The organism is Ruegeria sp. AN6 (assembly GCF_056540425.1).
This window is the reverse complement of the sequence record NZ_JBQFWR010000008.1, coordinates 154,547-180,583: the sequence shown is the minus strand read 5'-3', so window position 1 is coordinate 180,583 and position 26,037 is coordinate 154,547. Positions and strand designations below refer to the sequence as shown.

The window sequence follows — 26,037 nt, the reverse complement described above, 5'->3', positions numbered from 1 at the left end:
ACGCCCTTATTTTACGGAACCGGCCAGCAAGCCGCGAACCAGATATTTCTGCATTGCAAAGAAGACAGCCAACGGCACCGCGATTGAGACAAACGCCGCCGTGGCCAAGATTTCCCAGTTACCACCCCGTGTACCCAAGAGCTCGACGATGCGGTTGGTCATCACCGTTGTCTGGCCGCTGGCATCGATCAGGAACACTTTGGCGACCAGAAGATCGTTCCATGTCCACAGGAACTGGAAGATCGCAAAGGATGCCAGTGCCGGGAAGCTAAGCGGCAGGATCAGCTTGGTGAATATCTGAAACTCAGTCGCACCATCGACCCGCGCGTTCTCGATCAGATCACGCGGCAGCCCGGCCATGTAGTTCCGCAACAGATAGATCGCCAGCGGCATCCCGAACCCGGTATGGGCCATCCAGACACCCAGATATCCTTTGCCTATGCCGATATTGAGATGCAGCTTCAGCAACGGGATCAACGCCAGTTGCAATGGCACCACCAAGAGTCCAACCACTGCAGCGATCAGAAGTGCCCGCCCAGGGAAATCCATCCAGGCCAGCGCATAGGCCGCAAAAGCCGCAACAAGGATCGGGATGATCGTCGCCGGGATCGTCACCGTCAGAGTATTAAAGAAGGCCTTGCCCATACTGTCTGAACTATTTGCGTTGAACAGAACATGGGCATAGTTCTCGAAGGTGAATTCTGGTGGCAGAGTTGTGGTCACAAAGACCCGGGGGCCGCGCTTACCCGAAAATTCTTCGGTGTTTTCCATGCGATAGTCGCCATTGGCCTGAACCGTGATCGTCCCGCCGCGACGCAGCTCGGCTTTTTCACCCGGAGCAAAGGCATCAATCGCGCGCGAATTCACACCCCATCGCGAAATGTCCGAGGCCCGTTCACCATCGAAGATATTGCCTTCGATCACATAGAGACCATCCTGCAAAACTTGCGTTTCAGGTGCAGCAGCACGCAGAGTCAGGTTTTGTTCAGACGGGAACAGTGCCCGCCACCAACCGCTACTGGCAATTTGATCCCCTGTTCTGAAAGACGAAATCAACAAACCCAGCGTAGGGAATACCCAAAGTACGACCAGCAATACAACCGAGGCGTGTACAACCCATCTAAGGGCTGGGCGGGTTCCTGCAATATCGCTCATATCCCCAACCTCCTACTGCATTTCTTTGCGCGCATTGCGCACGTTCCAGATCAGGATCGGTGTCACCAGCAACATGATCACCATGGCGGATGCCGACCCCACGCCCCAGTCATTGGCGCGGAACATCTTGTCGTACATGTAATTGGCCAGAACCTGCGTCTCCCACTGGCCATTGGTCATGGCAAAGACGATGTCAAAGACCTTGAGCACAACGATTGTAATGGTGGTCCAAACCACCATGATCGTGGTCTTGATCTGTGGCACTTTGATCTTAAAGAAAATCTGAAACGGGTTGGCCCCGTCCAAAATGGCGGCCTCAATGGTCTCTTCCGGGATACCGCGCAAGGCAGCAGACAAGATGACCATGGCAAAGCCGGTTTGAATCCAGACCAGCACAATCATCAGGAAAAAATTGTTCCAGAATGGAAGCGTCAGCCAAGTATGCGTCTCGGTTCCACCAAAGAAGATATAGATCGCGTTCAGAACGCCGATCTGATCCTGATCGGGTGGGCGCGCGTCATAGACCAATTTCCAGATCACCGAGGCACCCACGAAGGAAATCGCCATCGGCATAAAGATCAGCGACTTAGCGACATTGCCCCAACGAATGCGATCCGTGAGCTGCGCGACTAACAGGCCAAAGCCAGTGGACATCGCAGGCACAACAATCAGCCAAAGCATGTTGTTGCGCATTGCCTCCCAGAATTTGGGCTCGGCGAGCATTTGGGAGTAGTTATCGAAACCCGCCCATTCGTATCCGCCACCGGCTACGCGATCGGTCAGCGAAAGGCGCAGTGTTTCGAACACCGGATAGGCAAGATAGACCCCAAGCGCGAGGATCGCGGGAAGCAGGAACAACCAGGGCCGGATCATGTTCGCGCGGTTGATATTACGCCCCGCATTAGGACCACGCGCAGGAAACAGGACCTTATCCAAGAACTGGTTGGACAGATAGAAATAGCCCACGCATCCCGACACACCGATTACGATTGTTAGCAGGCCCTGAATTGCCGGATTCATGGCGTCCTCTCCCTTGCTAGGGTTCCGGGCAACCTGAATGATAGGTTGCCCAAAGGTTCAGTGGTTTACTTGAGTGCGTCCCAGGACGACTGGATTTCGCTGGTGACATCTTCGGCAGATTTACCTCCGGTGTAGTCGACCATCCCGGTCCAGAATGTACCCGCACCCACGGCGCCCGGCATCAGGTCAGATCCATCAAAGCGGAAGGTCGTCGCACCCAACAGAATGTCACCCAGACCACGCAGAGTATCGTCCTTGTAGGCTTCGGTGTTCACGCCTTTATGCGGGGTCAGGAAACCGGTTTGCGCCATCATCACCTCATGCGCGATTGGCTGCTTCAGGAACTCCATGAACGCGCTAGTCGCATCCGAGGGATCACTGACGGCCATCAGCGTACCACCGCCTAGAACCGGGTTACCCAAGTCTTTGTCGGCGAAAGACGGCATGTAGAAGAAGTCTGCATCGAGACCGAACTCAACATCTTCGGGGAAAAAGGCCGGAACGAACGAGGCCTGACGGTGCATGTAGCATTGCGGCGGCGATGAGAACATGCCTTTGGGGCTGTCGCGGAAGTCAGTCGAGGCCACGGCCCCTGCCCCACCAGAAACCTTCGCGTCATCGCGTGCAAACCAGCCAAATTCTTCGATTGCGGCGATCACGCGTGGATCATCAAACGGTATCTCATTTGTCACCCACTGGTCATAAACTTCAGGTGGCTGCGTGCGCAGCATCATGTCTTCCACCCAGTCAGTCGCTGGCCAGCCCGTGGCGGCACCCGATCCTAGACCAATGCACCAAGGTGTCTCACCGTCAGCGACGATCTGTTCGGTCAGTGCTTTCAGTTCCTCCATGGTCGTTGGTACTTCGTACCCGGCATCCTCGAAGTTCTCCGGGTTGTACCAAACCAGAGACTTGACGTTCACGTTGTAGAAGAAGCCGTACATCTGGTCATTGCCATCGGCATCTTTATAGGTGCCCAGGTCAACCCATGAATTTCCGGCCGCATAGTTGTCGCCAACCCAACTGGCCATGTCTTCACCCAAAGGCGTTAGTTGTCCTTTGGAGGCCATGATCGCCGCCAGTCCGGGCTGAGGGAATACGGCGATGTTCGGGGCGGAACCCGCTTCGGCATCGATAACGATCTGCTGCTCGAAACTGTCAGAGCCAGTGTAGATCACATCCGCGCCGGTCGCCGCCTCGAAATAGGCAGTCATGTTGTTGAAATAACCATCTTCCGGTGTCAACCAAGGACCAGCGATAGTGACGGTCTGACCGCTCAGATCAGGCGCACTTTCAGCCCAGGCTTTATAGCTATCCCAGTTGAACGGCCCTTCACCAGGTGTGAAGGCCAAGTCTTCGGCACACGCGGTCCCTGCCAGCAGAGCGGTCACTGCCGCACCTGCATAAAGCGAGCGTTTCATGAATTTTCCTCCCAGACTTTACGGCGCAAACAAGATTCGTTTTCAAAGCGCTTTGGATAGATCACTTTATCCGCTAACATTCCGAGTCTGTCAACATCTCGCAAATAGTTGCCGTAATATTGAGTTATTAGGCTCAAATATCAAAACGGGTTGACGGAACCTGAAATTCCAAACAAAACAATAGGACCGCAACTTGAAAGCGCTTTGAATGCTATGAACCTAAAGAAACTCTCAGAGATTCTTGGTCTTTCACAGACAACCGTCAGCCGAGCGCTGAACGGTTATCCCGAAGTGAATGAGGAAACGCGTATCCGGGTTCAGGCTGCCGCTACTAAACACGGATACCGCCCAAATAGCCGCGCCAAAGGACTGGCGACAGGGCGATCCATGGTAATTGGGCACGTGATCCCGTTCTCTTCTCAGCACGAGATGGTCAATCCGATATTTGGTGATTTTGTTGCAGGTGCTGCGCGCACTTACGCACAGAATAACTATGATATGATGTTCACGCACGCGCCTGACACCTCAGTCGAAGACTCCTATCGAAGCCTGTTCAACCGAGGGGTCGTGGACGGCGTCGTGCTTCAAGGCCCCAAAGTCAACGAGCCGCGGATATCCGTCCTGTCGCAAATGGGAGTGCCGTTCATTGTACATGGTCGTTCTACGGGTGCCGACGTTCCTTACGACTGGATCGACGTGAACAATCAGCGCTCATTCGAGAGGGCGACACAATTTTTAATCGATCTCGGCCACCGGCGCATTGCACTGATCAACGGTCTTGAAGAGATGGACTTTGCTCAGCGCCGTCGGAATGGATACGTCTCAGCGTTAAAACACTCAGGAATTGAGATTGCGCCGGAGCTGTTGCGCAGCGCCGAGATGACAGAAATTTACGGGCATCAAACCGCCTGCGACATGCTGGATCTGGACGATCCGCCGACGGCCATTCTGGCCTCGTCAATCATCTCAGCCGTTGGTGTCCGGAGGGCCCTGGAAAATCGCGGCCTGAAAATGGGGCGAGATATTTCAGTCATCGCGCACGATGACGAACTGTCCTACATGCGCAACGGCATAGATGTACCGATATTCACCGCCACACGGTCCTCGGTCAGACATGCCGGAGAGTTGGCTGCTGAAATGCTGATTGGACGGATCAACGCCCCCAACGACCCACCCAAAACGCGCCTGTTAGAGGCCGAGCTTGTTGTTGGCAGCTCAACCGGTCCAGCACCACAAAGGATGTGAAATGAAACACAAACGCTCGGATTTTCCGGTCGATTTTCAGTTTGGCGTTGCAACGTCGGCCTACCAGATTGAGGGTCATGCTCAGGGTGGCGCAGGAAAGACCCATTGGGACAGTTTCGCGGCCACTCCGGGAAACGTCGTAAACGCTGAAAACGGCGATTTGGCCTGCGACCACTACAATCGATATGAACAGGATTTGGATCTGATCCAGGACGCTGGGTTCGACTGCTATCGTTTCTCGACCAGCTGGGCTCGAATCTTGCCCGAGGGACGCGGGCCATTCAATCAACAAGGCCTTGATTTCTATGATCGTTTAGTTGACGCCCTACTTGAACGTGGCATCAAACCCTGCGCAACGCTGTATCACTGGGAACTCCCCTCGCCGCTTGCTGACTTAGGCGGCTGGCGAAACCGAGATATCGCAAATTGGTTCGCTGATTTTACAGAAATCATCATGGGCCGTATCGGCGATCGCATGTTCAGCGTGGCATCGATCAACGAGCCGTGGTGTGTAAGCTGGCTCAGTCATTTCGAGGGCCAACATGCCCCCGGCCTGCGCGATATCCGCGCCACCGCCCGTGCCATGCATCATGTCTTGCTTGCCCATGGTCGCGCAATCGAGGTTATGCGTGGATTGGGCATGTCCAATCTGGGTGCGGTGTTCAATCTGGAATGGTCGGAGCCTGCCGATGATAGCACCGAAGCACATTCTGCGGCGGCCCTATATGACGGGATCTACAACCGGTTCTTCTTGAGCGGGGTCTTTAACAAATCCTACCCCGAGAATGTTCTGGAGGGTTTAGCACCGCACCTACCCAAAGGTTGGCAGGACGATTTTGAGACCATCGGCAGTCCGGTCGATTGGTGTGGGCTGAATTTCTATACGCGCAAGCTAATTACACACTCTGACTCGGCCTGGCCCGCTTTAAAAGAGGTTCCAGGCCCGCTGCCCAAAACACAGATGGGGTGGGAAATTGATCCTGCGGCGCTTTCGCGATTTCTGATCCGAACCGCACGCGATTACACGGGCGATCTATCGATATATGTCACTGAAAACGGTATGGCGAGCGCTGAGCGCCAACAGGATGAAGACCGAATTGAATATCTGGATCAACATCTGGCTGAAGTACGTCGGGCTTTGGATCACGGTGTGCCGATCAAAGGATATTTTGTCTGGTCGTTGCTGGACAATTACGAATGGGCGCTGGGGTATGAAAAACGCTTCGGACTGGTCGATGTAGATTTCAAAACGTTGGAGAGAACACCCAAAGCATCATATTTTGCCTTGAAAAACGCGTTGACGCAAAACTAACGCACACTAGGCCTGCAGGGTCAGCACCGGCTGATCGCGATACACTGTATAGCTGAAGGCGCCTTCGACCGAAATCAAACTGACGTCCAGTTTCTGAGCGTCGGGAAATAATTCAAAATAGGTGAACCGGATCGACGTCACCAAATCTATTTCCTCGCATTCCAACACATAGTCCGCTTGAAATTCGGCGTGTTCCCTGGTGTGATTTTCGGTTTTGTCATCCACTTGCCCAAAACCAACCCCAACAAGGGCCACATTCGCAGAGGCGGTTTCGCATCCAGCTTCTGATGGCAAATTGAACAACCTCAACGGTTCTGAGAGATCCGAGATCGCGGCCGCAACTTCTACCCGTTCTTCGTCGTTTTCTGCTGAGTGCTCAAAGCCCACAACATCCATGCCCGGGGCCGCAAGAATCACGGTGAACTCATTACTATCCATTGATATTGCCACTCGCCCAACACCGTGGGTATGCGCTTCGACCGCAGCCAACTTTTGAGCCATTGGTATGGTTGGCAAGAGCATTAACAGTACTGCCGCGCATTTCATCTCAAACACCATTAAACAAACAAATCTCATGATATTTTAGTCTAATTACCCTCCTGCGCAATTGGCTTACATGCATTTCAACCCCACCAGATATGGGGAGGCAAATTCAGACTTTATATCCGACAATAAAAGTCAGGTTGACTTTGTTGACTAATTAACTCAGATATTTCCGCGTCCACCCCGTTACTGTGCGGGAACCGAACCCGTTGAGAAGGAATGAATTCCAAATGACCAAATTATTCACTGCGACCAGCGCCCTTACGTTGAGCATCGCAAGTGCAGCTGTCGCCGACGCCCCGTCTAAAGCAGATATTCTGAGCACCTATGCCAACATCGCGGAAGCAAATTATGACGACAGCCTGATTGCGGCAAAGACGCTGCAGACTGCCGTTAATGCGCTGCTTGCCGATCCGTCGGACGCAACGCTGACCGCAGCACGCGCTGCATGGGGCGCCGCGCGTGTGCCTTATCAGCAGACCGAGGTTTATCGCTTTGGCAACGCTATCGTCGACGACTGGGAAGGCAAAGTGAATGCTTGGCCATTGGACGAAGGCCTGATCGACTATGTGGACGCGTCGTACGGAGGCCCGAGCGATGAGAACGAGTTCGCCGTGCTGAACGTCATCGCCAACCCCAGCTTTGAATTGTCTGGTGAAACCATCGACGCAAGCGAAATCACCCCTGCTCTTTTGTCGGATACGTTGCACGAGGCTGACGGGATCGAGGCCAACGTCGCCACCGGCTATCACGCCATCGAATTCCTGCTGTGGGGTCAGGACCTGAATGGCCATGGCGCTGGCGCAGGAAATCGTCCTTATACCGACTATGTAGACGGTGACGGCTGCACTGGCGGTAATTGCGATCGTCGGGCCCAGTATCTGAGCGCCGCAACCGATCTGCTGATCAGCGATCTGGAATGGATAACCGCCCAGTGGGCCGAAGGTGGCGAAGCGCGCGCAGCTCTTGCTGCGGACGAGACTGCTGGTGTCAGCGCGATCCTAACCGGCATGGGCTCACTATCCTATGGTGAACAGGCGGGTGAACGCATGCGCTTGGGCCTCATGCTGAACGATCCCGAAGAAGAGCATGATTGCTTTGCCGACAACACCCATAACAGCCACTATTACGATGGTCTGGGCATCCAGAACGTGTATCTGGGAAGCTACACCCGTATCGATGGCACTCCGGTATCGGGTGCATCGTTGTCCGATCTGGTTGTCGCAACCGATCCGTCGTTGGATGCTGAGATGAAAGCCAAGCTCGCGAGCACCATGAAAGCTTTGGGCAACATCAAGTCGACCGCCGAGGCTGGATTTGCTTATGACCAGATGCTGGAGCGCGGCAACGAAGGTGGTGAAGCTCTGATCATGGGTGGCGTGAATGGACTGATCGACCAAACCAAAACCATCGAACGTATCGTGACCCTACTGGAACTTGACCAGATCGAGTTCGAAGGTTCGGACAGTCTGGACAATCCCGACGCGGTATTCCACTAAACGCTATGGCCGGGCGCGATGGAATTGCGCTCGGCCTTTTCTACGAAAGGGGTGTGGCGTCTTGACACTGGACGCAAAACAAAAAACCTACTATTTCACTAAGAATAACGAAATCAGGCTGAGTCGCCATGATTGTATGCCACTGTACCAATATCTCAGACCACGACATCCGCGCGGCGATCAGCTGGATGCGCACCGCAGACCCGCAGACCATAATCACCCCTGGCAAGATCTATCATGCCCTTGGTAAATCAGCGGATTGCGGCGGATGCATGCCTCTTTTCCTAGACACAATGCGTTCTGACGATAATCTGGAAGTCCCCATGCAGCTTCGAACATTGCGGTCCGGAGCATCACAGGAGAAGTCACATGAAAGGCGATCCCAAGGTTATCGAATATCTCAACAAATCACTGCGGCATGAACTAACGGCTGTTAGCCAATACTGGTTGCACTATAGGCTTCAGGAAGATTGGGGCCTTGGCCATATGGCCAAGAAAAGCCGCGAAGAATCCATCGAAGAGATGGAGCACGCGGATAAACTGATCGAACGCATTATTTTTCTCGAAGGTCACCCCAACCTGCAAAAACTTGATCCCTTGCGGATCGGCCAGACACCCAAGGAAACTCTTGAATGCGATCTGGCAGCCGAAATTGATGCAAGAGCTCTTTATAAGGAAGCGCGCGAGTATTGCCGGGATGCCGGCGACTACGTGTCGATGTCTCTGTTTGAGAAATTGATGTCCGATGAAGAGGACCATATCGACTTTCTCGAAACGCAGCTCGACCTCTATGAAAGGATTGGCGAAGCCAACTATGCGCAACTCAACGCATCAACCATGGACGAGGGCGAGTAGGCTCGCCCTGGCATCGGTGGCCGCACTGTCGGCCACCCCCTCCCTCGCGACCGAGCTACGGGACCCACATCTAAACTTCATTCCCAGAACAGACGAAGAGCGTGCGCGGATTGCTGCGGTGACAGCCTCACCCGAAAAGTTCAGTGCACCCCAGCGGTTCGAAGAATTATCCGCTGGCGCGGCGACTGTACGCGTTCGTACCGATGCCGATGCGTTTTCTCAGCCCTCCGCCAACATCAGTTTCGAACAGGAACTGGATTTCAAAGTAGGCAATGGATTGTTCAAGAAGATCTGGGTCTCATCGCCCTCCTCAACACTGGCTTCAGATGGGTTGGGCCCGCTTTATAACGCCCGCTCGTGCCAGCGGTGCCACATCAAGGATGGGCGCGGCCATACACCTAATGGACCGGATGACAACGCCGTCTCGATGTTTCTACGGGTCTCAATCCCCGGCAACCCAGAGGATGCTCCTGCCGAGATTGAGGACTATATCGCCACCTTGCCCGACCCGAATTATGGCGGGCAGATGCAGGATTTCGCACTGGCCGGCCATCCGGCAGAATATCGGTTGAGCATCACATACGAAGAAGTCCCAATCGAGCTGTCCGAAGGTGAAATTGCTTCGCTTCGCCGCCCGACCTACCATGCGGCCGACTTGGGGTATGGCCCATTGCATCCCGACGCCATGCTCAGCCCCCGAGTTGCGCCGCAGATGATCGGCTTGGGATTGCTCGAATCCATCCCGGTTGAGGACCTGTTGGCACGGGCCGATCCTGATGATGAAGATGGCGATGGGATATCGGGACGACCGAACATCGTGTGGTCGTTAGAATTTGGCGAACCGATGATGGGCCGCTTTGGCCACAAAGCCGGAATGCCTACCGTGATGGAGCAATCATCGGCGGCCTTTGCGGGTGATATCGGCATTTCTAGCCCGCTTTACCCCGCCCCCTTCGGCGATTGCACCGAGCTGCAGACCAACTGCATAGATGCCCCGCACGGTGACACTGATGTGCGCGGGTTTGAGATTGACCAAATCGGCATGGATCTCGTCGCTTTTTACAGCCGCAATTTGGGTGTCCCCGCCCGGCGTGAGACTGATGATCCACAGGTATTGCGCGGCAAAGAAGTGTTCCACACATCTGGCTGTGCCTCCTGTCACACACCTGCTTATGTCACCCATCGAATGCCCGATCGACCCGAACACAGTTTTCAATTGATCTGGCCCTACACTGACCTGCTGCTGCACGACATGGGCGAAGGACTGGCCGATAACCGCCCCGAGGCCCGCGCCACGGGCCGTGAATGGCGTACTCCGCCGCTGTGGGGGATTGGATTGACAGAACGTGTCTCGGGCCACACCCAATTCCTGCACGACGGTCGGGCACGCTCTCTGCTCGAGGCTGTCTTATGGCATGGCGGAGAGGCCCAAACCGCCCGCGACACGGTTGTATCAATGCCCAAGTCTGACCGTGATGCGCTGATCCAATTTCTAGAGAGCCTATAGTTGATGCGAAGCCTTACCCTATTCACCGCTTTATTGATCCCATTCGGCGCTTATGCGCAGGATCGCGCGCCGATTTTGATGGATGTGACTGAAACACATATCCTGCCGCGCTTTGCGCAATTGGCGGATGCGACTGACACCTTGGCCACCACCGTGCAGGCCGATTGTGAGCCACAATCGGATACCCTGCGTGCAGCCTATTCTGCAGCATTCGATAGCTGGATCTCAGCCAGTCATTTGCGGTTCGGTCCAACCGAGACGGATGATCGGGCCTTTGCCATGGCCTTCTGGCCCGACACCAAAGGTTTCACACCAAAAACCCTTTCCCGGCACATCAAAGACGAAGACACAGCTGTCGAGTCGCCCGCCGCATATGCCGAAACGTCGATTGCCGGCCGCGGTTTTCTGGCGCTTGAACGAATGCTGTACGATCCAACCATGGCCGAACAAGGCAACGTCGCCTATCGCTGCGCGCTCATCCGCGCTATCGCCACCGACATTGATCGGAATGCAGATGGAATGAACGCCGATTGGCAGAGTTTCGCACCAAATCTAACCCAGCCGGGTGACGACAGCCCCTATCGCACGGGCGATGAGGCGATGCAGGAACTGTACCGGGCGCTGACAACAGGCCTCGAATTCACCGCTGATACACGGCTCGGTCGCCCCTTGGGCACATTCGAACGTCCTCGTCCAAACCGCGCCGAAGCGCGCCGGTCAATGCGATCATTGCGCCATGTGGAGCTATCATTGATCGCGCTACGCGATCTGGCCGCCCGCCTGTCCTTTGACCACCCCGAAATCGCAGCTGATCTTGATACAGCCTTTGCACAGGCAATTGATCGGGCTCAATCGCTGGATGACCCCGCCTTTGCCAAGGTCGACACACCGCAGGGCCGCATCCGGGTCGAAGCATTGCAACAATCGATCCACAAGATTCGCGAGATCGCCTCAACCGAGCTTGGTCCAACGCTCGGCATCAGTGCTGGGTTCAACTCACTGGACGGAGACTGAGCTTTGACCAACCGGCGCAATTTCCTTGCAGGTCTCGCCGCTGCCAGCCTGACGCCCGCATCCGGCTGGTCATCAGTGGGCGCGCCTGTTTGTCTTGCCGCCGGGCTATTCCCCGATGGCAGCTATCGGCTTTCCGGGCTGGACAACGCAGGCGCCATCTTGTTCTCGATCCCTCTGCCATCACGAGGCCATGCTGCGGCTGCTCATCCGTCCAAGGCGCAAGCCGTCGCCTTCGCACGCCGTCCGGGCACGTTCGCCATTGTGATCGATTGCAAAAGCGGCAAAGTCATCAAATGGGTGAAGGCCCCTAAGGGCCGCCACTTCTACGGGCACGGCACATTCTCGTCCGATGGCACGCGGTTCTTCACGACCGAGAATAAATATGAAGCCGCAGAAGGTGTCATAGGCGTTTGGGACGCCAACAGCTTTGCTCGGCTCGGAGAGTTCGCCTCTGGCGGCGTTGGTCCCCACGACATAAGGCTGATGCCCGGCAGTGACATGCTAGTTATCGCCAATGGCGGTATCGAAACCCACCCCGATACCGGCCGAACGAAGCTTAACTTGCCTACAATGTTGCCCAATCTCGCCTATGTCGACCTATCGGGTTCGGTATTGGCAAAAGTGGAGCTAACCGGCGCGCAGCACAAAAACTCAATCCGTCATCTTGCTGTGCGTGGCGATGGTCTTGTGGGTTTCGCGATGCAATGGCAGGGCAATCAGACCAAGCACCCACCCTTGTTGGGCTTGCACAAACTTAGCGAAAACCCTCGCCTGCTTTCCGCCCCTGAAAGGCAGCAAAGCGAGTTGCAGGGGTATGCTGGCAGCATCGCGTTCTCCAGCGATGGACATTCAGTTGCAATTACCTGCCCCAGAGGCAACGCGCTACATCGCTTCGATGTGACGAGTGGTGCTTTTATGAATGCCTACGCGCTTGAGGACGTCTGCGGATTAGGCGCTGGCGCAGAAGATTTGGTATTCACCACCGGTACCGGTGCCTTTGGGTCTCTGAATGCCGCGCACGCCAAAATCTCGTCTCGGCAGGATTGCCAATGGGACAACCATTTGATCCCAATCCAAACAACCGATTAATACGCAGCGAGAATCCGATTCGCAGTTTATGCTTGGACGAATCGAACCGCTACCGTATTGGCAGGCGCGAAACCTGCACCCTGATTCCAAGGATAAACCTGATTGAAACAACCGCCCATCGCACCGCATTCCATCTACGGGGTTGAGAAATGGGGCAAAGGCCTCATTGAGGTGACAGATCAGGGCGAGATCGGTCTACGTAATCCGATGGCTCCCGATGCCACTGCGATTAGCCTGCCGGGTATCCTCAGTGATTTGGATGATCGGGGTATCAAGGCGCCGATGGTGCTACGTGTGGCGTCTTATCTGGAACATGAGATCGCGCATTTGAATGAAAGTTTCCGCGACGCAATCAAGCGCGTGGACTACAAAGGCCAATATCGCGGCGTTTTCCCGATCAAGGTGAACCAGCAGGCTCAGGTCGTCGATCGTATCGTCGAGTTCGGCAAGAAATACAACTATGGGCTTGAGGCCGGTTCCAAACCCGAACTGGTCGTCGCGCTGGCCCACCGCTTGGCCTCTGAAGCGTTAATTGTCTGCAATGGCGTCAAGGACGCCGAGTTCATCCAGCTTGCGATCCTCAGCCGCAAGATCGGTTTCAATACGGTCATAGTTCTGGAAAGCCCAAAAGAGGCTGACACGGTTATCCAGGTCTATAACGAGCTTGGCATCGAGCCCTTGATCGGCGTACGGGTCAAGCTGACCAATCAGATCAGCGGTAAATGGGAAGAAAGTTCGGGCGACCGATCAGCCTTTGGGATGAACACCGACCAATTGGTTGCCACAGTGGACAAGCTGCGCGACGCCGGCCTGCTGCATTGCCTGAAGCTGCAGCACTCACATCTGGGCTCACAGGTACAGGACGTCAACGACGTGCGCCGCGCTGTAGGCGAGGCGTGCCGCTACTATACCGAACTCACGCGCGAAGGCGTACCGCTCACTCATTTGGACCTGGGCGGCGGTATGGGTGTGGACTATACCGGCGAAAAGAAAGCCGCAGAAAATTCAATCAATTACACGGTTGAAGAATACTGCGCAAACGTGGTCGAAACTGTGGCCTATGCCATGGACGAAGCTGAAATCGATCATCCTACGCTTATCACTGAAAGCGGGCGGGCAGTCGTGGCCACATCTTCGATGCTGGTCTTTAATGTTCTGGAGAGTACGCTTTACGACGCCCCGACCGGTCCCGAAGTCGAAGCTGATGATCATCATATGGTCTCGGATCTCGCTGCAGTTCATGGCTATCTAAGCAGCGATCGGCTGCAGGAATGCTGGAACGACGCCACCTTCTACCGCAACGAGCTGCGCGCGCTCTTCCGGCGAGGTTATGTCGACCTGCGCCAGATGGCCCGTGCTGAACGGATCTACCTGTCGCTTATGGCACGCCTCAAGTCTCTGGCTGCAAATGATGATCTGGAGTCGGATGTGGACGACCAATTAGAGAAAGTGGCCGATATCTACCACTGCAACTTCTCACTGTTCCAATCCCTTCCTGACGTTTGGGCCATCGATCAACTTCACCCCATCGTCCCACTACAAGGCCTGAACCAAACGCCTGACCGCCGCGCCGTTCTGTCAGACATCACCTGCGACAGCGACGGCAAGATCGACCGGTTCATTCTGGCCGACGGTGTCTCACCCAGTCTGCCGGTGCATTCCCTGCCCGAAGATGATGAGTACTTCATGGGTGTATTCTTCGTTGGCGCTTATCAGGAAACCTTGGGCGATCTGCACAACTTATTCGGCGATACCAACGTCGTCACCATCGACCTGCGTGCTGACGGAGGCTTTGATCTGCTGCACGAACAAGAGGGCGACACGATCAGCCAAGTCCTGTCTTACGTGGAATTCGACCCACAGGATTGCGTCGCCGCCTTCCGCAAAATGGTGGACGAGGCGATCTCGACCGGTACTCTGAAAGCCAAGGACCGCAAAACCCTGATGAGCGCCTATCGCGACTCGATCAACGGCTACACCTATTACGAATAAAAAGGAGACAGACCATGGGCAAAACACTGGTTGTCGGCGCGGGCGGCGTATCTCACGCTGCAGTGCACAAGATGGCGATGAATTCGGACATTTTTACCGAAATCACCTTGGCCAGCCGCACAAAATCGAAATGCGACGCCATCGCAAAGGCGGTGAAAGAGCGTGTGGGCGTCGATATCAAGACCGCCGAACTGGACGCTTACAAGATCGAAGACACGGTCAAGCTGATCAAGGAAACCGGCGCAGAAATCCTTGTGAACCTCGCCCTGCCCTATCAGGATCTGGTGCTAATGGACGCCTGCCTTGAGGCCGGGATCCACTATCTCGACACCGCGAACTATGAGCCAGAGGACGAGGCCAAGTTCGAATACCACTGGCAATGGGCCTATCAGGAGCGGTTCAAAGAGGCCGGTCTGACAGCGATCCTCGGCTCTGGCTTCGATCCGGGCGTGACCAGCGTATTCGCCACTTGGCTGAAGAAACATAAGCTGGACACCATTCGTCAGATCGATGTGCTGGACGCTAATGGCGGCTCGAACGATCAGGAATTCGCCACTAACTTCAACCCCGAAATCAACCTGCGCGAAGTGCTGGCCGAAGTACGTCACTGGGAGAACGGCGAATGGAAACATTCCCCCGCCATGACCCATAAGGTCGAGTTCGACTTTCCTGCCATCGGCCCCAAGAACATGTACCTGATGTATCACGAGGAACTGGAATCACTCTCGACCCACTTCCCCGAAATCGAACGCGCCCGCTTCTGGATGACCTTCGGCGATGCCTACATTACCCACGCCAAAGTGCTGGAGAATGTTGGCATGACCCGCATTGATCCGGTGATGCATGACGGCAAGGAAATCATCCCGATCCAATTCCTGAAAACTCTGCTGCCTGATCCCGGTGACCTGGGTGCAGAAACCAAAGGCAAAGCCTGCATCGGTGACATCGCCACGGGCCAGGCCAAAGACGGATCGGGTGAGAAAACCTATTACATCTACAACATCTGCGACCACGAGGAATGCTATGCCGAGGTCGGCAGCCAAGCCGTCAGCTACACCACCGGCGTACCCGCGATGATCGGTGCCGCACAAGTGCTGAAAGGCAACTGGGTGCAGCCCGGCGTCTGGAACATGGAACAGCTCGACCCGGACAACTTCATGGACATGCTGAACGAACACGGCCTGCCGTGGCAGGTCCACGAGCTCGACGGCCCAGTCGAGTTCTGATCCCTCAGGATCGGTCTGAGCGACCGTCCTGCTTCATCTGGCCAAAAATATCCCAGGGGTACGGGGGCAGAGCCCCCGGCCTGTCTACCCAACGGAGACGCCGGTTATGTCCGACATGATGACCACGCAGGCCGGCGACGCCGGAGCCTTCCGCAACTTCGATCTCAGCCGGGTTCCCTCGCCGTGCTTTGTGGTCGACGAAATAGCCGTCGAACGGAACCTGACCATCCTCTCCGAGCTCGGCAACCGCTCAGGCGCGCATGTCCTGAGCGCGCTCAAGGCGTTTTCAATGTTCTCGCTCTCCCCATTGGTCCGTAAATACCTCGGCGGCACCTGCGCGAGCGGTATCTATGAGGCGCGTTTGGGTCGTGAAGAATATGGCGGCGAGGTCGCGACCTTCTGCGCCGGGTACAAAGACGCAGACATAGATGAAATTCTCACTCTGTCCGACCATATCATCTTTAACTCTCCGGCTCAGAAGGATCGCTTCCTCTTCAAAGCCCAGGCAGCAGGCGTACAGGTTGGCCTGCGTATCAACCCCGAGCACTCCGAGGGTGAGATTCCCAAATACGACCCCTGCGCGCCTTGCTCACGTCTCGGCACGCCTGTCAGCCAATTGACCGCAGACGCCCTGACCGGCGTCGATGGGTTGCACATGCACACACTCTGCGAAGAGGGGTTCGAGCCGCTGCAACGAACTTGGGACGATGTGGAACCCAAACTCGCCCCCTTCACGGACCAGCTCAAGTGGCTGAACTTCGGCGGCGGCCATCATATCACCCGCGATGACTATGACCGCGACGGGCTGGTGGCCTTCATCAAAGCCATCCGCCCAAAACACAACGTCGACGTCTATCTTGAACCCGGGGAGGCGGTGGCGTTGGACGCGGGCATTCTGATCGGAGAAATCCTAGACCTACCAACAAATGGCATGAACCTCGCAATCACCGATATTTCGGCCACCTGCCACATGCCCGACGTGATCGAAGCCCCGTATCGCCCAGCCCTGATGGACGAAGCCGCGTCAGGCCATACCTACCGTCTGGGCGGTCCGTCCTGTCTGGCCGGCGATGTGATTGGCGATTACACATGGGACAAGCCTCTGGAGATCGGCCAGCGCTTTGCTTTCCTCGATCAGGCGCATTACTCGATGGTCAAGACCAACACCTTCAACGGTGTTCCCCTGCCCACCATCGCCTTATGGAACAGCGAAACAGACGAACTGAAAATCATCAAACAGTTCGGCTTTGACGACTTTAAGGACCGCCTTTCATGAGCATTTTTCTTGATAGTGAACTGACCACATCCGAGCGAACCGAGGACGCCCGCTTCCGCGTGATCCCGGTTCCTCTGGAGCGCACGGTCTCTTACGGATCCGGCACCGCAAAAGGGCCTGAGGCGATCATTGAGGCCAGTAACGAGTTAGAGCGCATCACCGGCCACGCAGAACCTTGCGTAGAAGGCATTTTCACCGAAAAACCCATCGATTGCGACGCCGCCCTGCCTGAAATCATGGAACGCCTCGCCCAACGCACTGAAGCTGCCATCCGAGCGGGCAAAGTGCCCGTGACCTTGGGCGGAGAACATTCGCTCAGTTTTGGTGCAGTGATGGGTATCACCCGTGCGCTCAACAAACCCATCGGCATCGTCCAGGTCGACGCCCATGCCGATCTGCGCAATGCCTATCTGGGGGAAAAGCACTCCCACGCCTCGGTCATGCACCTTTTGGCCGAAGAAGGCATCCGGCTGGCGCAATTCGGCGTTCGTGCATTCTCGACCGAAGAAGCACGGAGCCGTCTGAAGAACCGCATTTTCCATGTGGACGCCGAAGAATTGGTGACTGGTAATATCCATTCGGTCGACCTGCCCGAGGATTTTCCCGAACTGATTTATGTCAGCTTTGACGTGGACGGGCTGGATCCATCACAAATGCCTGCGACTGGCACGCCCGTACCTGGAGGGCTGGGATACTATCAGGCGCTGCGCCTGGTGGAACATGCCCTAAAGGGCCGGAAATGTGTGGGTTTTGATGTGGTCGAGTTGGCCCCAGACGGCAATGCCGCCTGGGACTTTACCGCCGCTCAGATCGTCTATCGACTGATGGCCGCCTGTTAACCCTCAGACGTTTCGTTCAACTCCAAATGCCCTTCACCCTTGTTTAAGACGCGGCGTAGCATGGGTTCAAAGAACTCCAGCGGCTTTGTCGGATAATCAGGGTCAAACGCTTTCTGATCGTATTCGTGGCAGAAATATCGGCAGTCCTCCCAATACGGGCTGTCGCGATACTTGTCGCGCGCATTCCGGTCACCACCGAGATGGTGATTATAATAATATCCCTGGAACACACAGTGGTGCTTGAGGATCCAATGGGTTCTCTCGCTTACATATGGCTTCATCATCGCAGCTGATAACTCACCGTGATTATAAGGCGACAGGATATCACCCGTGTCATGGATCAAAGCTGCTACAACCAACTCTTCATCGGCACCATCCTCATAAGCGCGTGTCGCGGCTTGCAGGCTGTGTTGGTAACGATTCACCGGATAAGGCGTCCAGTCTTCGTCTAGCGATCGGATGGCATCGAGAATACGATCTGGCAGAGCCGCGTTATAGGCCTCTTCATACTCCATGACCGCATCCCAATCGGCCTTCGTTGCCTCTTCAAAACTGGTCCAGGTGGGTTTGTGGGTTTTGTCCAGCATCGCGCGCTCCTGTGGCTGCTTTCGCGCCTAGATTAGACAGACCGATCAACAACGCAAAAGAATTCGACGCGGCAAACGCCAAGTATCATACAGAGGAAATGGCGCCGTTGCCGGATGACTTACGGAACAAGGGGCGTCCGGCAATAGTCAGGAACAAGCCTGACAATGCGACGCCTAGTATCGCCGGAAGGTAAAGCAAAATCCACAAACGTGGATCTCCGATCACTATAGGTGAAACAAACCCCCTTACGCCTTCCAACAATACGAGAATCGTGAAGGCTCCGAGTATCTGGGGCCACAAGCCAAAACGCGAAAAACTGCCGAGCATGAGCGCCGAATAGCCGACCAAGGCAACCGCAATACAAATGGCGATCCATGAGAATCGCTGATGCAGTTCATCAACCAGATGACCGACGCTGTGGTAATCTTTCACGGCAACAGCTTCCCGATCCCAGATCAGCTCGATCGTAGGTATCGCCTCAAGGCTCCGGTGGCCCATTTCCGAGTTCAGTGTCAGCTCTGAAATGTCGTAGGATGCATCTTCGAACAACGTTGATGACAACGTGTTGCCAGCCTCATCAAATCGCAGCGCAATCCCGTCTAGCATAACCAGATGAATGCCTGAGGTCTGGTTTACCAGATAAGCTGTGGTGCTGGAATAGCTGACGGGATTTATCGTTTCTCGCCGGTCCGAAACAAAGACCTCGCGCAGCGTACCGTCCAGATCGATACTGCCAATATAGACGGTTACACCGTCTGCCGGGTGCAGGAATTCGCCTTCATTCAGTAGCTGAGCGGTCACATCACCAGCGACTTCATCCTGTCTTTTTTCCAGCTGATCAACCGATGCAGGTCGAAGAAACACACTGATGACCGCCATTATCAACCCAGCGCTCAGCCCGAACATCAAAACCGCGCGCGCCAGACGCCAAGGGCTCGATCCGGTCGCCAGCATCACCGTCATCTCACTTTCCCGGCTCAAGCGGTTGGTCGCGTAAACAGCGGCAGCAAACACCGCCATCGGCATAACCGTCCGGATCAGTGTCGGTAGGGTTAGCGCGGTGAATTCCAGAAACACCATTGCAGACTGGCCGCCGCTGATCACGCGGTCAAACAGACTGACCGAACGTGTGATCCAGAAGACACCGACAAGGACCAGTGTGAAAAAGCCGAACAGCACCAGCAATTGCCGCAGGAAATACCCATCAAAACGCGACATGCGACCTCTTGTTGCTTGGCGGTTGGCGTTGCGGCGAAGCTTATGCCATTCGGATGGCAGAGGGAACCGTGATTAAGCCCGATCAGTTGCCGGGATCAGTATGCGGTGGTGCCAAAGCCAGTCCAGAATGCGAGCCGCTCGTTCGGCATCGAGTGTATCTGACCAACATGCAACGATCTTACTCGCGTTTTGTGGCCAATATAAGCGCTGCAACAGGAGGCCAAGCGAAGCCCCCTCGAGATTTGCGACAGGGCGGTGCAGATTTGGGTGCTTCAAAACAAGTCCCGGCTCAATATGCGCGGCGACCTGAACCCCAGACGTAACCAGCTTTGCTTTCGAAGACAGGGTCAGGGACAGATCGTTGCGCAACATTTCTGGGTTAGGGTCGGTTCGAGGCGATTTGAGCCAGTCCAACGGATGCGCCCGCTCGGCCCAGAACGGCGAAGGACTGACTGCATGCTGCCTCGCATAGAAATCCGCCGACAGCGCGGCGTGGGTCTGTACACGCTCAAACTGGCGGTCTGCGTAGAAGGTCAAAGCCAGTTCGCTGTGTTCGGGCGTATCCAGCAGCGTGTTTATCACTGCTGCGGCCTGCACTGCCTGACCCATGGCCAATTGCACCCCTTGCGATGACAAAGCGTCGACCGAGAAACTGGCTTCCCCGACCCGCAGAAGATCTCGCGCCGGAGGTGTTACATCGGTTCGGCTGGTTGCGTCCACCCTCCGGACTGGCCCGATCCGGCGCTGTTCCAGACATGGGGATAACAAGGTCGATTGCGCCAGCAGGTTCAGGTAAAGATCGCGCCGGTCCGCAGGTGAAAGCCCTGTGCAGCTCTCGGGTTCAACAAAAACCATTGCATTGACCACCCCACCCGGCAACAGCGCACCCCAGTACCAGTGCGACTTGCCTGCTTCGACCCGCGCTTGTGGGCCGAAGCCTGGCGGAACCTGCCAATAAGCATAGAGCGCCAATAAAGGCTGAGAGGCTGATCGAAACCTGCGGCCCAGCCCGGCTTGCCGGCCTGCGGCATCCAGAAGGATTCGGGCCTGAACCTGGAATGCTTCCGTATCGGTGCGGACCGGTATTGCCCAGCCTGATCTATCGCGCATCGGGCGGTATGCCCGTGCGGGCTGAATGATCTCAACTCCCGCCGCCCGCGCGGCCCGCAGCAGTACCGCATCAAATTGGCCTCGATCCACTAATAGAGCGGGGTAATCGCCGTCAGCACCGCGACGCTCAAACGTTCCGGCCCAATGCAGGATCGATCCGCTTGCGCGCAGAAACCCGGCTTGCGCCACGGTTTCTTCGACGCCCAGAAGGTTCAGGATCGGCCAGATTGATGGTGGCAGAGATTCTCCGACATGCTGGCGCGGAAAGGTTTGTCTTTCGATCAGGCAGACGCGGCGACCCAGTTGAGCTAGCCTCAGCGCCGCCGCGCTGCCTGCTGGGCCGCCACCGATTACGCAGATTTCAGTCTTGATGACCATCCTATCAGGCAGAGGCCGCCTGCGTAGGCACGCCAAAATAATCGGGCCTCGCTTCGGACAAGCGGACATAGGCCTGAAGGCAATAATGCAGCCAGCCGCGAATGTAGTCGCAAGCTGGGCGTCCGCGGTGGATGACCTCGTGATGACACCCACCGCCACATAGATACCGCGCCCAGCACGTATTGCAGGGTGACTGGGTGTGCACATGACGGTCCGCCAACCAGTTTTCGCGTCGCAAGTCGGGGCCATCATAGACATCGCCCATGGCTCCGGCTTCGTCCTCGACAAAGCGATGGCAGGCAAACAGGCCGCCATCGGCGGAGACGCCGAAATATCCGCCCCCTGCCCCGCAGGCATAGGGCCGATGGGTGCCGCGATGGATTTCCTGCATCGCCGCCGCCATGTTTGAAAACGGATACCGCCGTCCTTGGATCACTGCCGCCTCGAACACTTCACCACAGCGGATCATCTGCGCCAGCATTTCATCCAGATCGTTGCTGTTTAGCTCATGCTGGCCGTTGGGCGAGGCCAGCATTGGCGAGAAGCCGATCGAGTGGAAACCCATCCCCACGAACTGCTCCAGCGTCTCTGGCAGGTTCATATTCTGCGGCGTGACCGTCACCCGGGCACCGACCTGCATCCGGTGCTGTGCGGCCAGAAGCGGCTCGACCCGTTTCAGGATCATGTCGAAACTGCCCCGCCCTCCTCGATTTGGGCGCAGTTTGTCGTGAATCTTGCCCACGCCATCCAGACTAATGGTGACCGCAAATCCATGTGCCTCAAAAAACGCGGCATCCTCGGGTCGCAGTAAGGTTCCATTGGTGGTGATCGAAAAGCCAACGCTCAATCCGTTTGCCTGCGCCTGTTTTAGAGCATAGTCCGTGGTTCGATGCACAAGATCACGGTTGATTAGAGGTTCTCCACCCAGATAGGCGAGGTTGATCCGCACACCAGGTTCGGCTTCGGCCACCAACCGATCAACCGAGGCCTTGGCGACCTCCCACTCCATGTTCCGCGCGGGGCCGCCAAATTCGCCACCCGCCGCATAGCAATAGGTGCAGGCCAGGTTGCATTTCTGCGCCACGGCCAGTGACAGCGAGCGCACGGGCAGGTCCTGTGGCAGTGTATCGTCGATGAATGGAGTACCATCCAACCCCATGGACCTGAGGAAAGCACTTTGGCCCGCGGTGTTCATCGCCGCAAACCGGCCCGCCGTGCCCTCGGGGACGTCGAAGACGCGCGAGCCATCAATGGCGAGCATGTGATCTCCATTCCCTGTTTCGAAGAAATGCACCTGTGCGGCGGGTGCGATCACGCCTTGCCCTCCGTCCAGAAGGGAATGCCGATCCCTTGGGCCGCCAGCTCTTCGCCCTCGACCCGGAACAGCTTCATGTCATCGCGCACCTGCTGGATAAAGGTCTGAGACTCTTCGAATTTGCCATCCGCTTCAAGCGTATAGGCATTGGCCAACCCATCCTTGACCTTAGCGTAGAGTTCCAACGCTGTTTTGGCCTGCTCTTCGGTCCCGACCTTAATCGGGCGCAAGTAAGCAGGAGTACCTTCGCCGGTATCATACTTGGCCAGAACATCCTTCATCTGGCTAAAGCGCAGGAAATGCTCGTCCCCGTCGGTGTCGATCCGCACCGCCAGCGCATAGAGGCGGCGTTCGGGGAACAAGTCCTCCTGCTCCAGCGTTGCAACACATTGCGCATAAGCGCGGTCGATAAAGCCGCCGGGGCGCTCGATCTCGATGAAATCCGCGAGCGCTTCGACCGTCAAAGGACGCAGCGCGCGGGGCTGCGTCTTGCCCTTGCCAGCCGGCAGGGTTTCAGACGGCGTCAGGATCGGTTCATACGCTTCTGGCTCAAGCTCCCACAGCAACTGGTTCGCCCAGCGCATATGGGTCATCTCGCCAATCGCGACCTCCAGCACCGAACGCCGAGCAAAGATCAGGTCGTCCTTCAGCGTCGGCCATTTCTGGGTGTCCGCCGTTTCGGGATCCGCCAACGAGAAATAGGCATAGAGATATTGCAGGCTCAGCGTCATCTCCATCGCGGCCAAACGGGTCTTGAGGTCATTGATCATGTCCTCAGGCGTCTCGTAGGGACAAACACCCGGCATTTCGGGATCAACCTCATAAACCTCGCCCGTTTCGCGGCCTTCGACGACGATGGGCAGCTCGCTCCACATCTGATTTACCTGATAGTGGTCGATCTGATAGGGGCGGTTCTGTTCCACCGTATTCAGCGCCGCCACATTGCCGGATGGAGATTTGTCCGAGCGCAGCCAATCCAGATAGGTTTCGGCTTCGATCGGGTTCTTCGACTGGCCCGATGGCAGCTGGTCGTCATGAGCTACCTCGGCCATCACCACATCGGGGTGGTTTGAGGGCCAGTAGTGGCAGCCGCAATCGCGGAAGTCATGGGACCACGGATTGCACAGGCTCTGCGTCAATTCACCGGGGTCATAGGCTTCGCTGAAGACCCCCGCCTCGGTTCTATACTGGCGCCGAAATCCGTGCAGGACCACCTGCTCAGTATCCACGATGCCTTCGTGATTGCGCCGCTCCAGAGCAATACTGACCGGTTTGTCATCGCCATGTTCCAGACTGCGGATAAACCGCCAGATCATCAGCCCGTCATAGGGCGTGCCGTCTTCCTCCTTGAAAGTGATGCGCTTGCCGCTTTGTTCGACCCATGACAGGAACCAGCGCCCTTGGCTGAGCTTTGCGCCCACGTCGCCGCTGTAGGCCTCCAGCAAGGTCTGCACCCATTCTTCGGGGCTGTTGTCAGGCAGCATCGGGTCGTAGAAATAATCGACAAAGACCAGATGGAAGCCTTGTGAATTCTTCGGCGCCTCGGGCACGGGGTTCAGCGGCACGCGCGCGGCGTTGAACACCAGACCGGGGAAAAAGCGCCGATCAAGGTTGCGTACATCCATTTCCAGACCGGGAAAGCAATTGCCCACCGATCCATCCAGTCGCGTGTTGTCAGGGTTGCCCGGTACCTTATAGGCCGCGCGGGCGGTCAGGTTGCGGGGTTTGACTCGGATTTGGCCGGGTTGATCAGACATTCTGAGCCTCCGATTCCTGTGCAACCAGATATTCGATGAACGAGATCACCAGATGATACTGCCTGCGCGACAGCGACAGCGGGTAATAGTTGGAATCACGCATATAAGGCGGCATCCGCGCGTCATGCATCGAGTCGCGGATGATCCGGGGATCGCGGAACTCCGGGTTCGGGGCCTGATCGGGGTTCGGGTCAGCCTCAAGCTCGGTCAGGATGCCATAGGGCGGGCGCAGCAGCGTTTTAACGAAATCCGGGCGACGGCGCAGGAAATCCAGCAGATTCGCCTCGTCGATCAGTTGCTCATGCACAAACTTCGTCGCCACCGTATAGGGCAGCCGGTCATTGGGCACGGAGTTCGAGAAAACTGAGATCGGCTGCGGCCGGATCAGTTCGTCGATCTTGTCCGGCGGCCTTGCATCCTCCTCCGTCATGGATTTCGCATCAGTTGACGGCAGGCCGGGCGTCGCCAGCATCCCGGTTTTCGCCTGCAGTTTGGCATTATCCTTCAGACCTTGCGCCCGGATATCGTCGAGGTTGATCAGGCTGTTAGTCTCGAAGGCACGGCGGAAGATATCAACCACCTCGTCCTTGGCCTGTGTGTAGTTGTCTTCTGTGACCGAAATCAGCGACAGATCGCGATCGGCCAGATCGTCCTCAAGACTGTAGAACGGCCGCGCATCAGGCGCAAAATCAGGCGGGCCGGTCATGATCGTCGCGCGCGCGGTCAGACGCTCGCCGCGTACGGCCAGCGTCGCCTCAATTACACCATCGCTGGTGTCATCGGCCACACCCCAGGACTGGTCATTGCCGACGCGGGCGCCATCATAGCTGTCATGCGGCTCGGGATCGTCCGAGGTGCCGGACATCATGATCCATTTCGACCAAGGGGTGTCGGGGTTCAGGATGCGGTTCTGTTCGGGCACGATTTCATGGATACGGCCATATTCCGATTTCGGCGGGTCGTTCTGGTATCCCGGAACCGCCAGCGTCGCCGGGCCGTAGGCTGCATCGGGCGGGCCATAAACCTCGCCTTTGGGGGGCATAAACCGCAGACGCAGGATGCTGCGGTCGATGAACTCACCTTCAACCGGCTCATCATAACCCTGCACCGGATGGATCGCACGGATCGAGCCCAGCGGGATCGGGTTGTGCTCGTAGACCATCGGCTGCTGTTCCGAGGTGTAGGGGCTAAAAGCCAGCAGGGGTTTCGGGGCGAAATCCTGCCCCGCAATCTCGACCCGAGCGCGAAATCCGCAGGCCGCATCACCGGTCCGACGCTCTGCCTTGGTGTTTCCCACGGTCACCGAATAGCGCACGTTTTGCAGCGACAGGCCTTGATCGTCGAGCAGATCCAGCGTCAACGGCGTCTCATATTCCTCGCCCGTCTCGGCGTCATGCATCCGCGCCCACAGTTCAAAGAACGGAGCAACCGGGCGCAGCGCGCCGCCTTCGTCGCGAAAGCGGATCATATCGGGGTCGGGAAGATAGGCCGAAACGCTGCCATCTTCGGCTTCGCGCAGGGTTATGTTCGAGCGGATGACCGTCTTGTTGTTGCCATGGGCATCCATGTCCTGCTGCCACTCATAGCTTTCCAGCGGTGTTTCACCCGGTCCCAGGCGAGCAACCGCCATGGGTGGCAGAAAGAAAATCTCTCGGATCGTGTCCATGCTGGGCCCTCC

At 56.5% G+C, this 26,037-nt stretch carries 22 protein-coding genes; 12 read left to right on the top strand and 10 right to left on the bottom strand.

What is annotated here, in order from left to right; genetic code table 11:
* Positions 1–6: 6 nt before the first annotated feature.
* The 3 genes from ACR0MQ_RS14320 to ACR0MQ_RS14310 all read right to left on the bottom strand — a co-directional run bounded on the left by ACR0MQ_RS14320 (position 7) and on the right by ACR0MQ_RS14310 (position 3,596).
* The gene (locus tag ACR0MQ_RS14320) at positions 7–1,155 is read right to left on the bottom strand and encodes a carbohydrate ABC transporter permease (protein WP_010443334.1); all 1,149 of its coding nucleotides are present in this window, start codon (positions 1,153–1,155) and stop codon (positions 7–9) included.
* 12 nt (positions 1,156–1,167) lie between these two features.
* Entirely contained in the window at positions 1,168–2,175 is a 1,008-nt protein-coding gene (locus ACR0MQ_RS14315) for a carbohydrate ABC transporter permease (RefSeq protein WP_480608907.1), read from the bottom strand.
* Between the two features lie 65 nt (positions 2,176–2,240).
* Positions 2,241–3,596 carry an ABC transporter substrate-binding protein gene (locus ACR0MQ_RS14310; RefSeq protein WP_480608904.1) on the bottom strand — a complete coding sequence of 452 codons (1,356 nt, stop codon included), beginning with the start codon at positions 3,594–3,596 and terminating at the stop codon, positions 2,241–2,243.
* 213 nt (positions 3,597–3,809) lie between these two features.
* On the opposite strand from ACR0MQ_RS14310, the gene ACR0MQ_RS14305 reads away from it, so the two are divergent.
* Together ACR0MQ_RS14305 and ACR0MQ_RS14300 are read left to right on the top strand one after the other, a co-directional pair.
* Positions 3,810–4,841, top strand: coding sequence for a substrate-binding domain-containing protein (locus tag ACR0MQ_RS14305; protein WP_170476815.1), 1,032 nt, complete (start codon positions 3,810–3,812; stop codon positions 4,839–4,841).
* A 1-nt stretch (position 4,842) separates the two neighbouring features.
* Positions 4,843–6,153 carry a GH1 family beta-glucosidase gene (locus tag ACR0MQ_RS14300; protein WP_170775184.1) on the top strand — a complete coding sequence of 437 codons (1,311 nt, stop codon included), beginning with the start codon at positions 4,843–4,845 and terminating at the stop codon, positions 6,151–6,153.
* Between the two features lie 6 nt (positions 6,154–6,159).
* Here the strand turns inward: ACR0MQ_RS14300 and ACR0MQ_RS14295 are convergent, their stop codons facing one another.
* Positions 6,160–6,654: a ZrgA family zinc uptake protein gene (locus ACR0MQ_RS14295; RefSeq protein ID WP_480608934.1), complete on the bottom strand. Its 495-nt coding sequence runs from the start codon at positions 6,652–6,654 to the stop codon at positions 6,160–6,162.
* A gap of 272 nt (positions 6,655–6,926) precedes the next feature.
* Between ACR0MQ_RS14295 and ACR0MQ_RS14290 the strand changes: the two genes are divergently transcribed.
* From ACR0MQ_RS14290 to speB, 10 genes are all read left to right on the top strand, one after another.
* Positions 6,927–8,195 carry an imelysin family protein gene (locus ACR0MQ_RS14290; RefSeq protein WP_480608902.1) on the top strand — a complete coding sequence of 423 codons (1,269 nt, stop codon included), beginning with the start codon at positions 6,927–6,929 and terminating at the stop codon, positions 8,193–8,195.
* 128 nt (positions 8,196–8,323) lie between these two features.
* Positions 8,324–8,617 (top strand): (2Fe-2S)-binding protein, encoded by a 294-nt coding sequence (locus ACR0MQ_RS14285; protein ID WP_170476823.1) that lies wholly within the window; start codon positions 8,324–8,326, stop codon positions 8,615–8,617.
* Positions 8,565–9,050: a bacterioferritin gene (gene bfr / locus ACR0MQ_RS14280; protein ID WP_010443342.1), complete on the top strand. Its 486-nt coding sequence runs from the start codon at positions 8,565–8,567 to the stop codon at positions 9,048–9,050. Before ACR0MQ_RS14285 ends, bfr begins: the two co-directional genes overlap by 53 nt.
* The gene (locus ACR0MQ_RS14275; protein ID WP_480608899.1) at positions 9,010–10,557 is read left to right on the top strand and encodes a di-heme oxidoreductase family protein; all 1,548 of its coding nucleotides are present in this window, start codon (positions 9,010–9,012) and stop codon (positions 10,555–10,557) included. Before bfr ends, ACR0MQ_RS14275 begins: the two co-directional genes overlap by 41 nt.
* Before the next feature lie 3 nt (positions 10,558–10,560).
* Complete coding sequence (locus ACR0MQ_RS14270) at positions 10,561–11,571, top strand: imelysin family protein (protein ID WP_170775192.1); 1,011 nt, start codon at positions 10,561–10,563, stop codon at positions 11,569–11,571.
* A gap of 3 nt (positions 11,572–11,574) precedes the next feature.
* Positions 11,575–12,660: a DUF1513 domain-containing protein gene (locus tag ACR0MQ_RS14265; protein ID WP_480608897.1), complete on the top strand. Its 1,086-nt coding sequence runs from the start codon at positions 11,575–11,577 to the stop codon at positions 12,658–12,660.
* A 102-nt stretch (positions 12,661–12,762) separates the two neighbouring features.
* The gene (gene speA, locus ACR0MQ_RS14260; protein WP_170775196.1) at positions 12,763–14,652 is read left to right on the top strand and encodes a biosynthetic arginine decarboxylase; all 1,890 of its coding nucleotides are present in this window, start codon (positions 12,763–12,765) and stop codon (positions 14,650–14,652) included.
* Between the two features lie 14 nt (positions 14,653–14,666).
* A complete protein-coding gene (locus ACR0MQ_RS14255; protein WP_480608894.1) occupies positions 14,667–15,878 on the top strand; it encodes a saccharopine dehydrogenase family protein in 1,212 nt (403 codons plus the stop codon).
* A 106-nt stretch (positions 15,879–15,984) separates the two neighbouring features.
* On the top strand, positions 15,985–17,154 hold the full coding sequence (gene nspC / locus ACR0MQ_RS14250; RefSeq protein ID WP_480608891.1) for a carboxynorspermidine decarboxylase: 1,170 nt from the start codon (positions 15,985–15,987) through the stop codon (positions 17,152–17,154).
* Positions 17,151–17,993 carry an agmatinase gene (gene speB / locus ACR0MQ_RS14245; RefSeq protein ID WP_480608888.1) on the top strand — a complete coding sequence of 281 codons (843 nt, stop codon included), beginning with the start codon at positions 17,151–17,153 and terminating at the stop codon, positions 17,991–17,993. Before nspC ends, speB begins: the two co-directional genes overlap by 4 nt.
* On the opposite strand, the gene ACR0MQ_RS14240 is transcribed toward speB, so the two are convergent.
* The 6 genes from ACR0MQ_RS14240 to ACR0MQ_RS14215 all read right to left on the bottom strand — a co-directional run bounded on the left by ACR0MQ_RS14240 (position 17,990) and on the right by ACR0MQ_RS14215 (position 26,025).
* A complete protein-coding gene (locus ACR0MQ_RS14240) occupies positions 17,990–18,580 on the bottom strand; it encodes an HD domain-containing protein (protein ID WP_480608885.1) in 591 nt (196 codons plus the stop codon). The genes speB and ACR0MQ_RS14240 overlap by 4 nt on opposite strands.
* 85 nt (positions 18,581–18,665) lie before the next feature.
* Entirely contained in the window at positions 18,666–19,799 is a 1,134-nt protein-coding gene (gene lptF / locus ACR0MQ_RS14235) for an LPS export ABC transporter permease LptF (protein WP_480608883.1), read from the bottom strand.
* Positions 19,800–19,871: 72 nt separating this feature from the next.
* Entirely contained in the window at positions 19,872–21,287 is a 1,416-nt protein-coding gene (gene qhpG, locus ACR0MQ_RS14230) for a flavin-dependent monooxygenase QhpG (protein ID WP_480608880.1), read from the bottom strand.
* Between the two features lie 4 nt (positions 21,288–21,291).
* Entirely contained in the window at positions 21,292–22,602 is a 1,311-nt protein-coding gene (locus tag ACR0MQ_RS14225; RefSeq protein ID WP_170775210.1) for a radical SAM/SPASM domain-containing protein, read from the bottom strand.
* On the bottom strand, positions 22,599–24,359 hold the full coding sequence (locus ACR0MQ_RS14220) for a ferritin-like domain-containing protein (RefSeq protein WP_480608878.1): 1,761 nt from the start codon (positions 24,357–24,359) through the stop codon (positions 22,599–22,601). Before ACR0MQ_RS14220 ends, ACR0MQ_RS14225 begins: the two co-directional genes overlap by 4 nt.
* Positions 24,352–26,025: a hypothetical protein gene (locus ACR0MQ_RS14215; RefSeq protein WP_480608875.1), complete on the bottom strand. Its 1,674-nt coding sequence runs from the start codon at positions 26,023–26,025 to the stop codon at positions 24,352–24,354. Before ACR0MQ_RS14215 ends, ACR0MQ_RS14220 begins: the two co-directional genes overlap by 8 nt.
* Between the last annotated feature and the right edge of the window lie 12 nt (positions 26,026–26,037).

Bases quoted from the DNA above. Each gene is read 5' to 3' on its own strand.
- bfr (WP_010443342.1), top strand. From the start codon at position 8,565: ATGAAAGGCGATCCCAAGGTTATCGAATATCTCAACAAATCACTGCGG.
- ACR0MQ_RS14310 (WP_480608904.1), bottom strand. From the start codon at position 3,596: ATGAAACGCTCGCTTTATGCAGGTGCGGCAGTGACCGCTCTGCTGGCA.
- speB (WP_480608888.1), top strand. From the start codon at position 17,151: ATGAGCATTTTTCTTGATAGTGAACTGACCACATCCGAGCGAACCGAG.
- ACR0MQ_RS14215 (WP_480608875.1), bottom strand. From the start codon at position 26,025: ATGGACACGATCCGAGAGATTTTCTTTCTGCCACCCATGGCGGTTGCT.
- ACR0MQ_RS14300 (WP_170775184.1), top strand. From the start codon at position 4,843: ATGAAACACAAACGCTCGGATTTTCCGGTCGATTTTCAGTTTGGCGTT.
- ACR0MQ_RS14290 (WP_480608902.1), top strand. From the start codon at position 6,927: ATGACCAAATTATTCACTGCGACCAGCGCCCTTACGTTGAGCATCGCA.
- ACR0MQ_RS14320 (WP_010443334.1), bottom strand. From the start codon at position 1,155: ATGAGCGATATTGCAGGAACCCGCCCAGCCCTTAGATGGGTTGTACAC.
- ACR0MQ_RS14270 (WP_170775192.1), top strand. From the start codon at position 10,561: ATGCGAAGCCTTACCCTATTCACCGCTTTATTGATCCCATTCGGCGCT.
- ACR0MQ_RS14240 (WP_480608885.1), bottom strand. From the start codon at position 18,580: ATGCTGGACAAAACCCACAAACCCACCTGGACCAGTTTTGAAGAGGCA.
- ACR0MQ_RS14295 (WP_480608934.1), bottom strand. From the start codon at position 6,654: ATGGCTCAAAAGTTGGCTGCGGTCGAAGCGCATACCCACGGTGTTGGG.
- ACR0MQ_RS14315 (WP_480608907.1), bottom strand. From the start codon at position 2,175: ATGAATCCGGCAATTCAGGGCCTGCTAACAATCGTAATCGGTGTGTCG.
- ACR0MQ_RS14255 (WP_480608894.1), top strand. From the start codon at position 14,667: ATGGGCAAAACACTGGTTGTCGGCGCGGGCGGCGTATCTCACGCTGCA.
- nspC (WP_480608891.1), top strand. From the start codon at position 15,985: ATGTCCGACATGATGACCACGCAGGCCGGCGACGCCGGAGCCTTCCGC.
- qhpG (WP_480608880.1), bottom strand. From the start codon at position 21,287: ATGGTCATCAAGACTGAAATCTGCGTAATCGGTGGCGGCCCAGCAGGC.
- ACR0MQ_RS14305 (WP_170476815.1), top strand. From the start codon at position 3,810: ATGAACCTAAAGAAACTCTCAGAGATTCTTGGTCTTTCACAGACAACC.
- ACR0MQ_RS14285 (WP_170476823.1), top strand. From the start codon at position 8,324: ATGATTGTATGCCACTGTACCAATATCTCAGACCACGACATCCGCGCG.
- ACR0MQ_RS14220 (WP_480608878.1), bottom strand. From the start codon at position 24,359: ATGTCTGATCAACCCGGCCAAATCCGAGTCAAACCCCGCAACCTGACC.
- lptF (WP_480608883.1), bottom strand. From the start codon at position 19,799: ATGTCGCGTTTTGATGGGTATTTCCTGCGGCAATTGCTGGTGCTGTTC.
- ACR0MQ_RS14275 (WP_480608899.1), top strand. From the start codon at position 9,010: ATGCGCAACTCAACGCATCAACCATGGACGAGGGCGAGTAGGCTCGCC.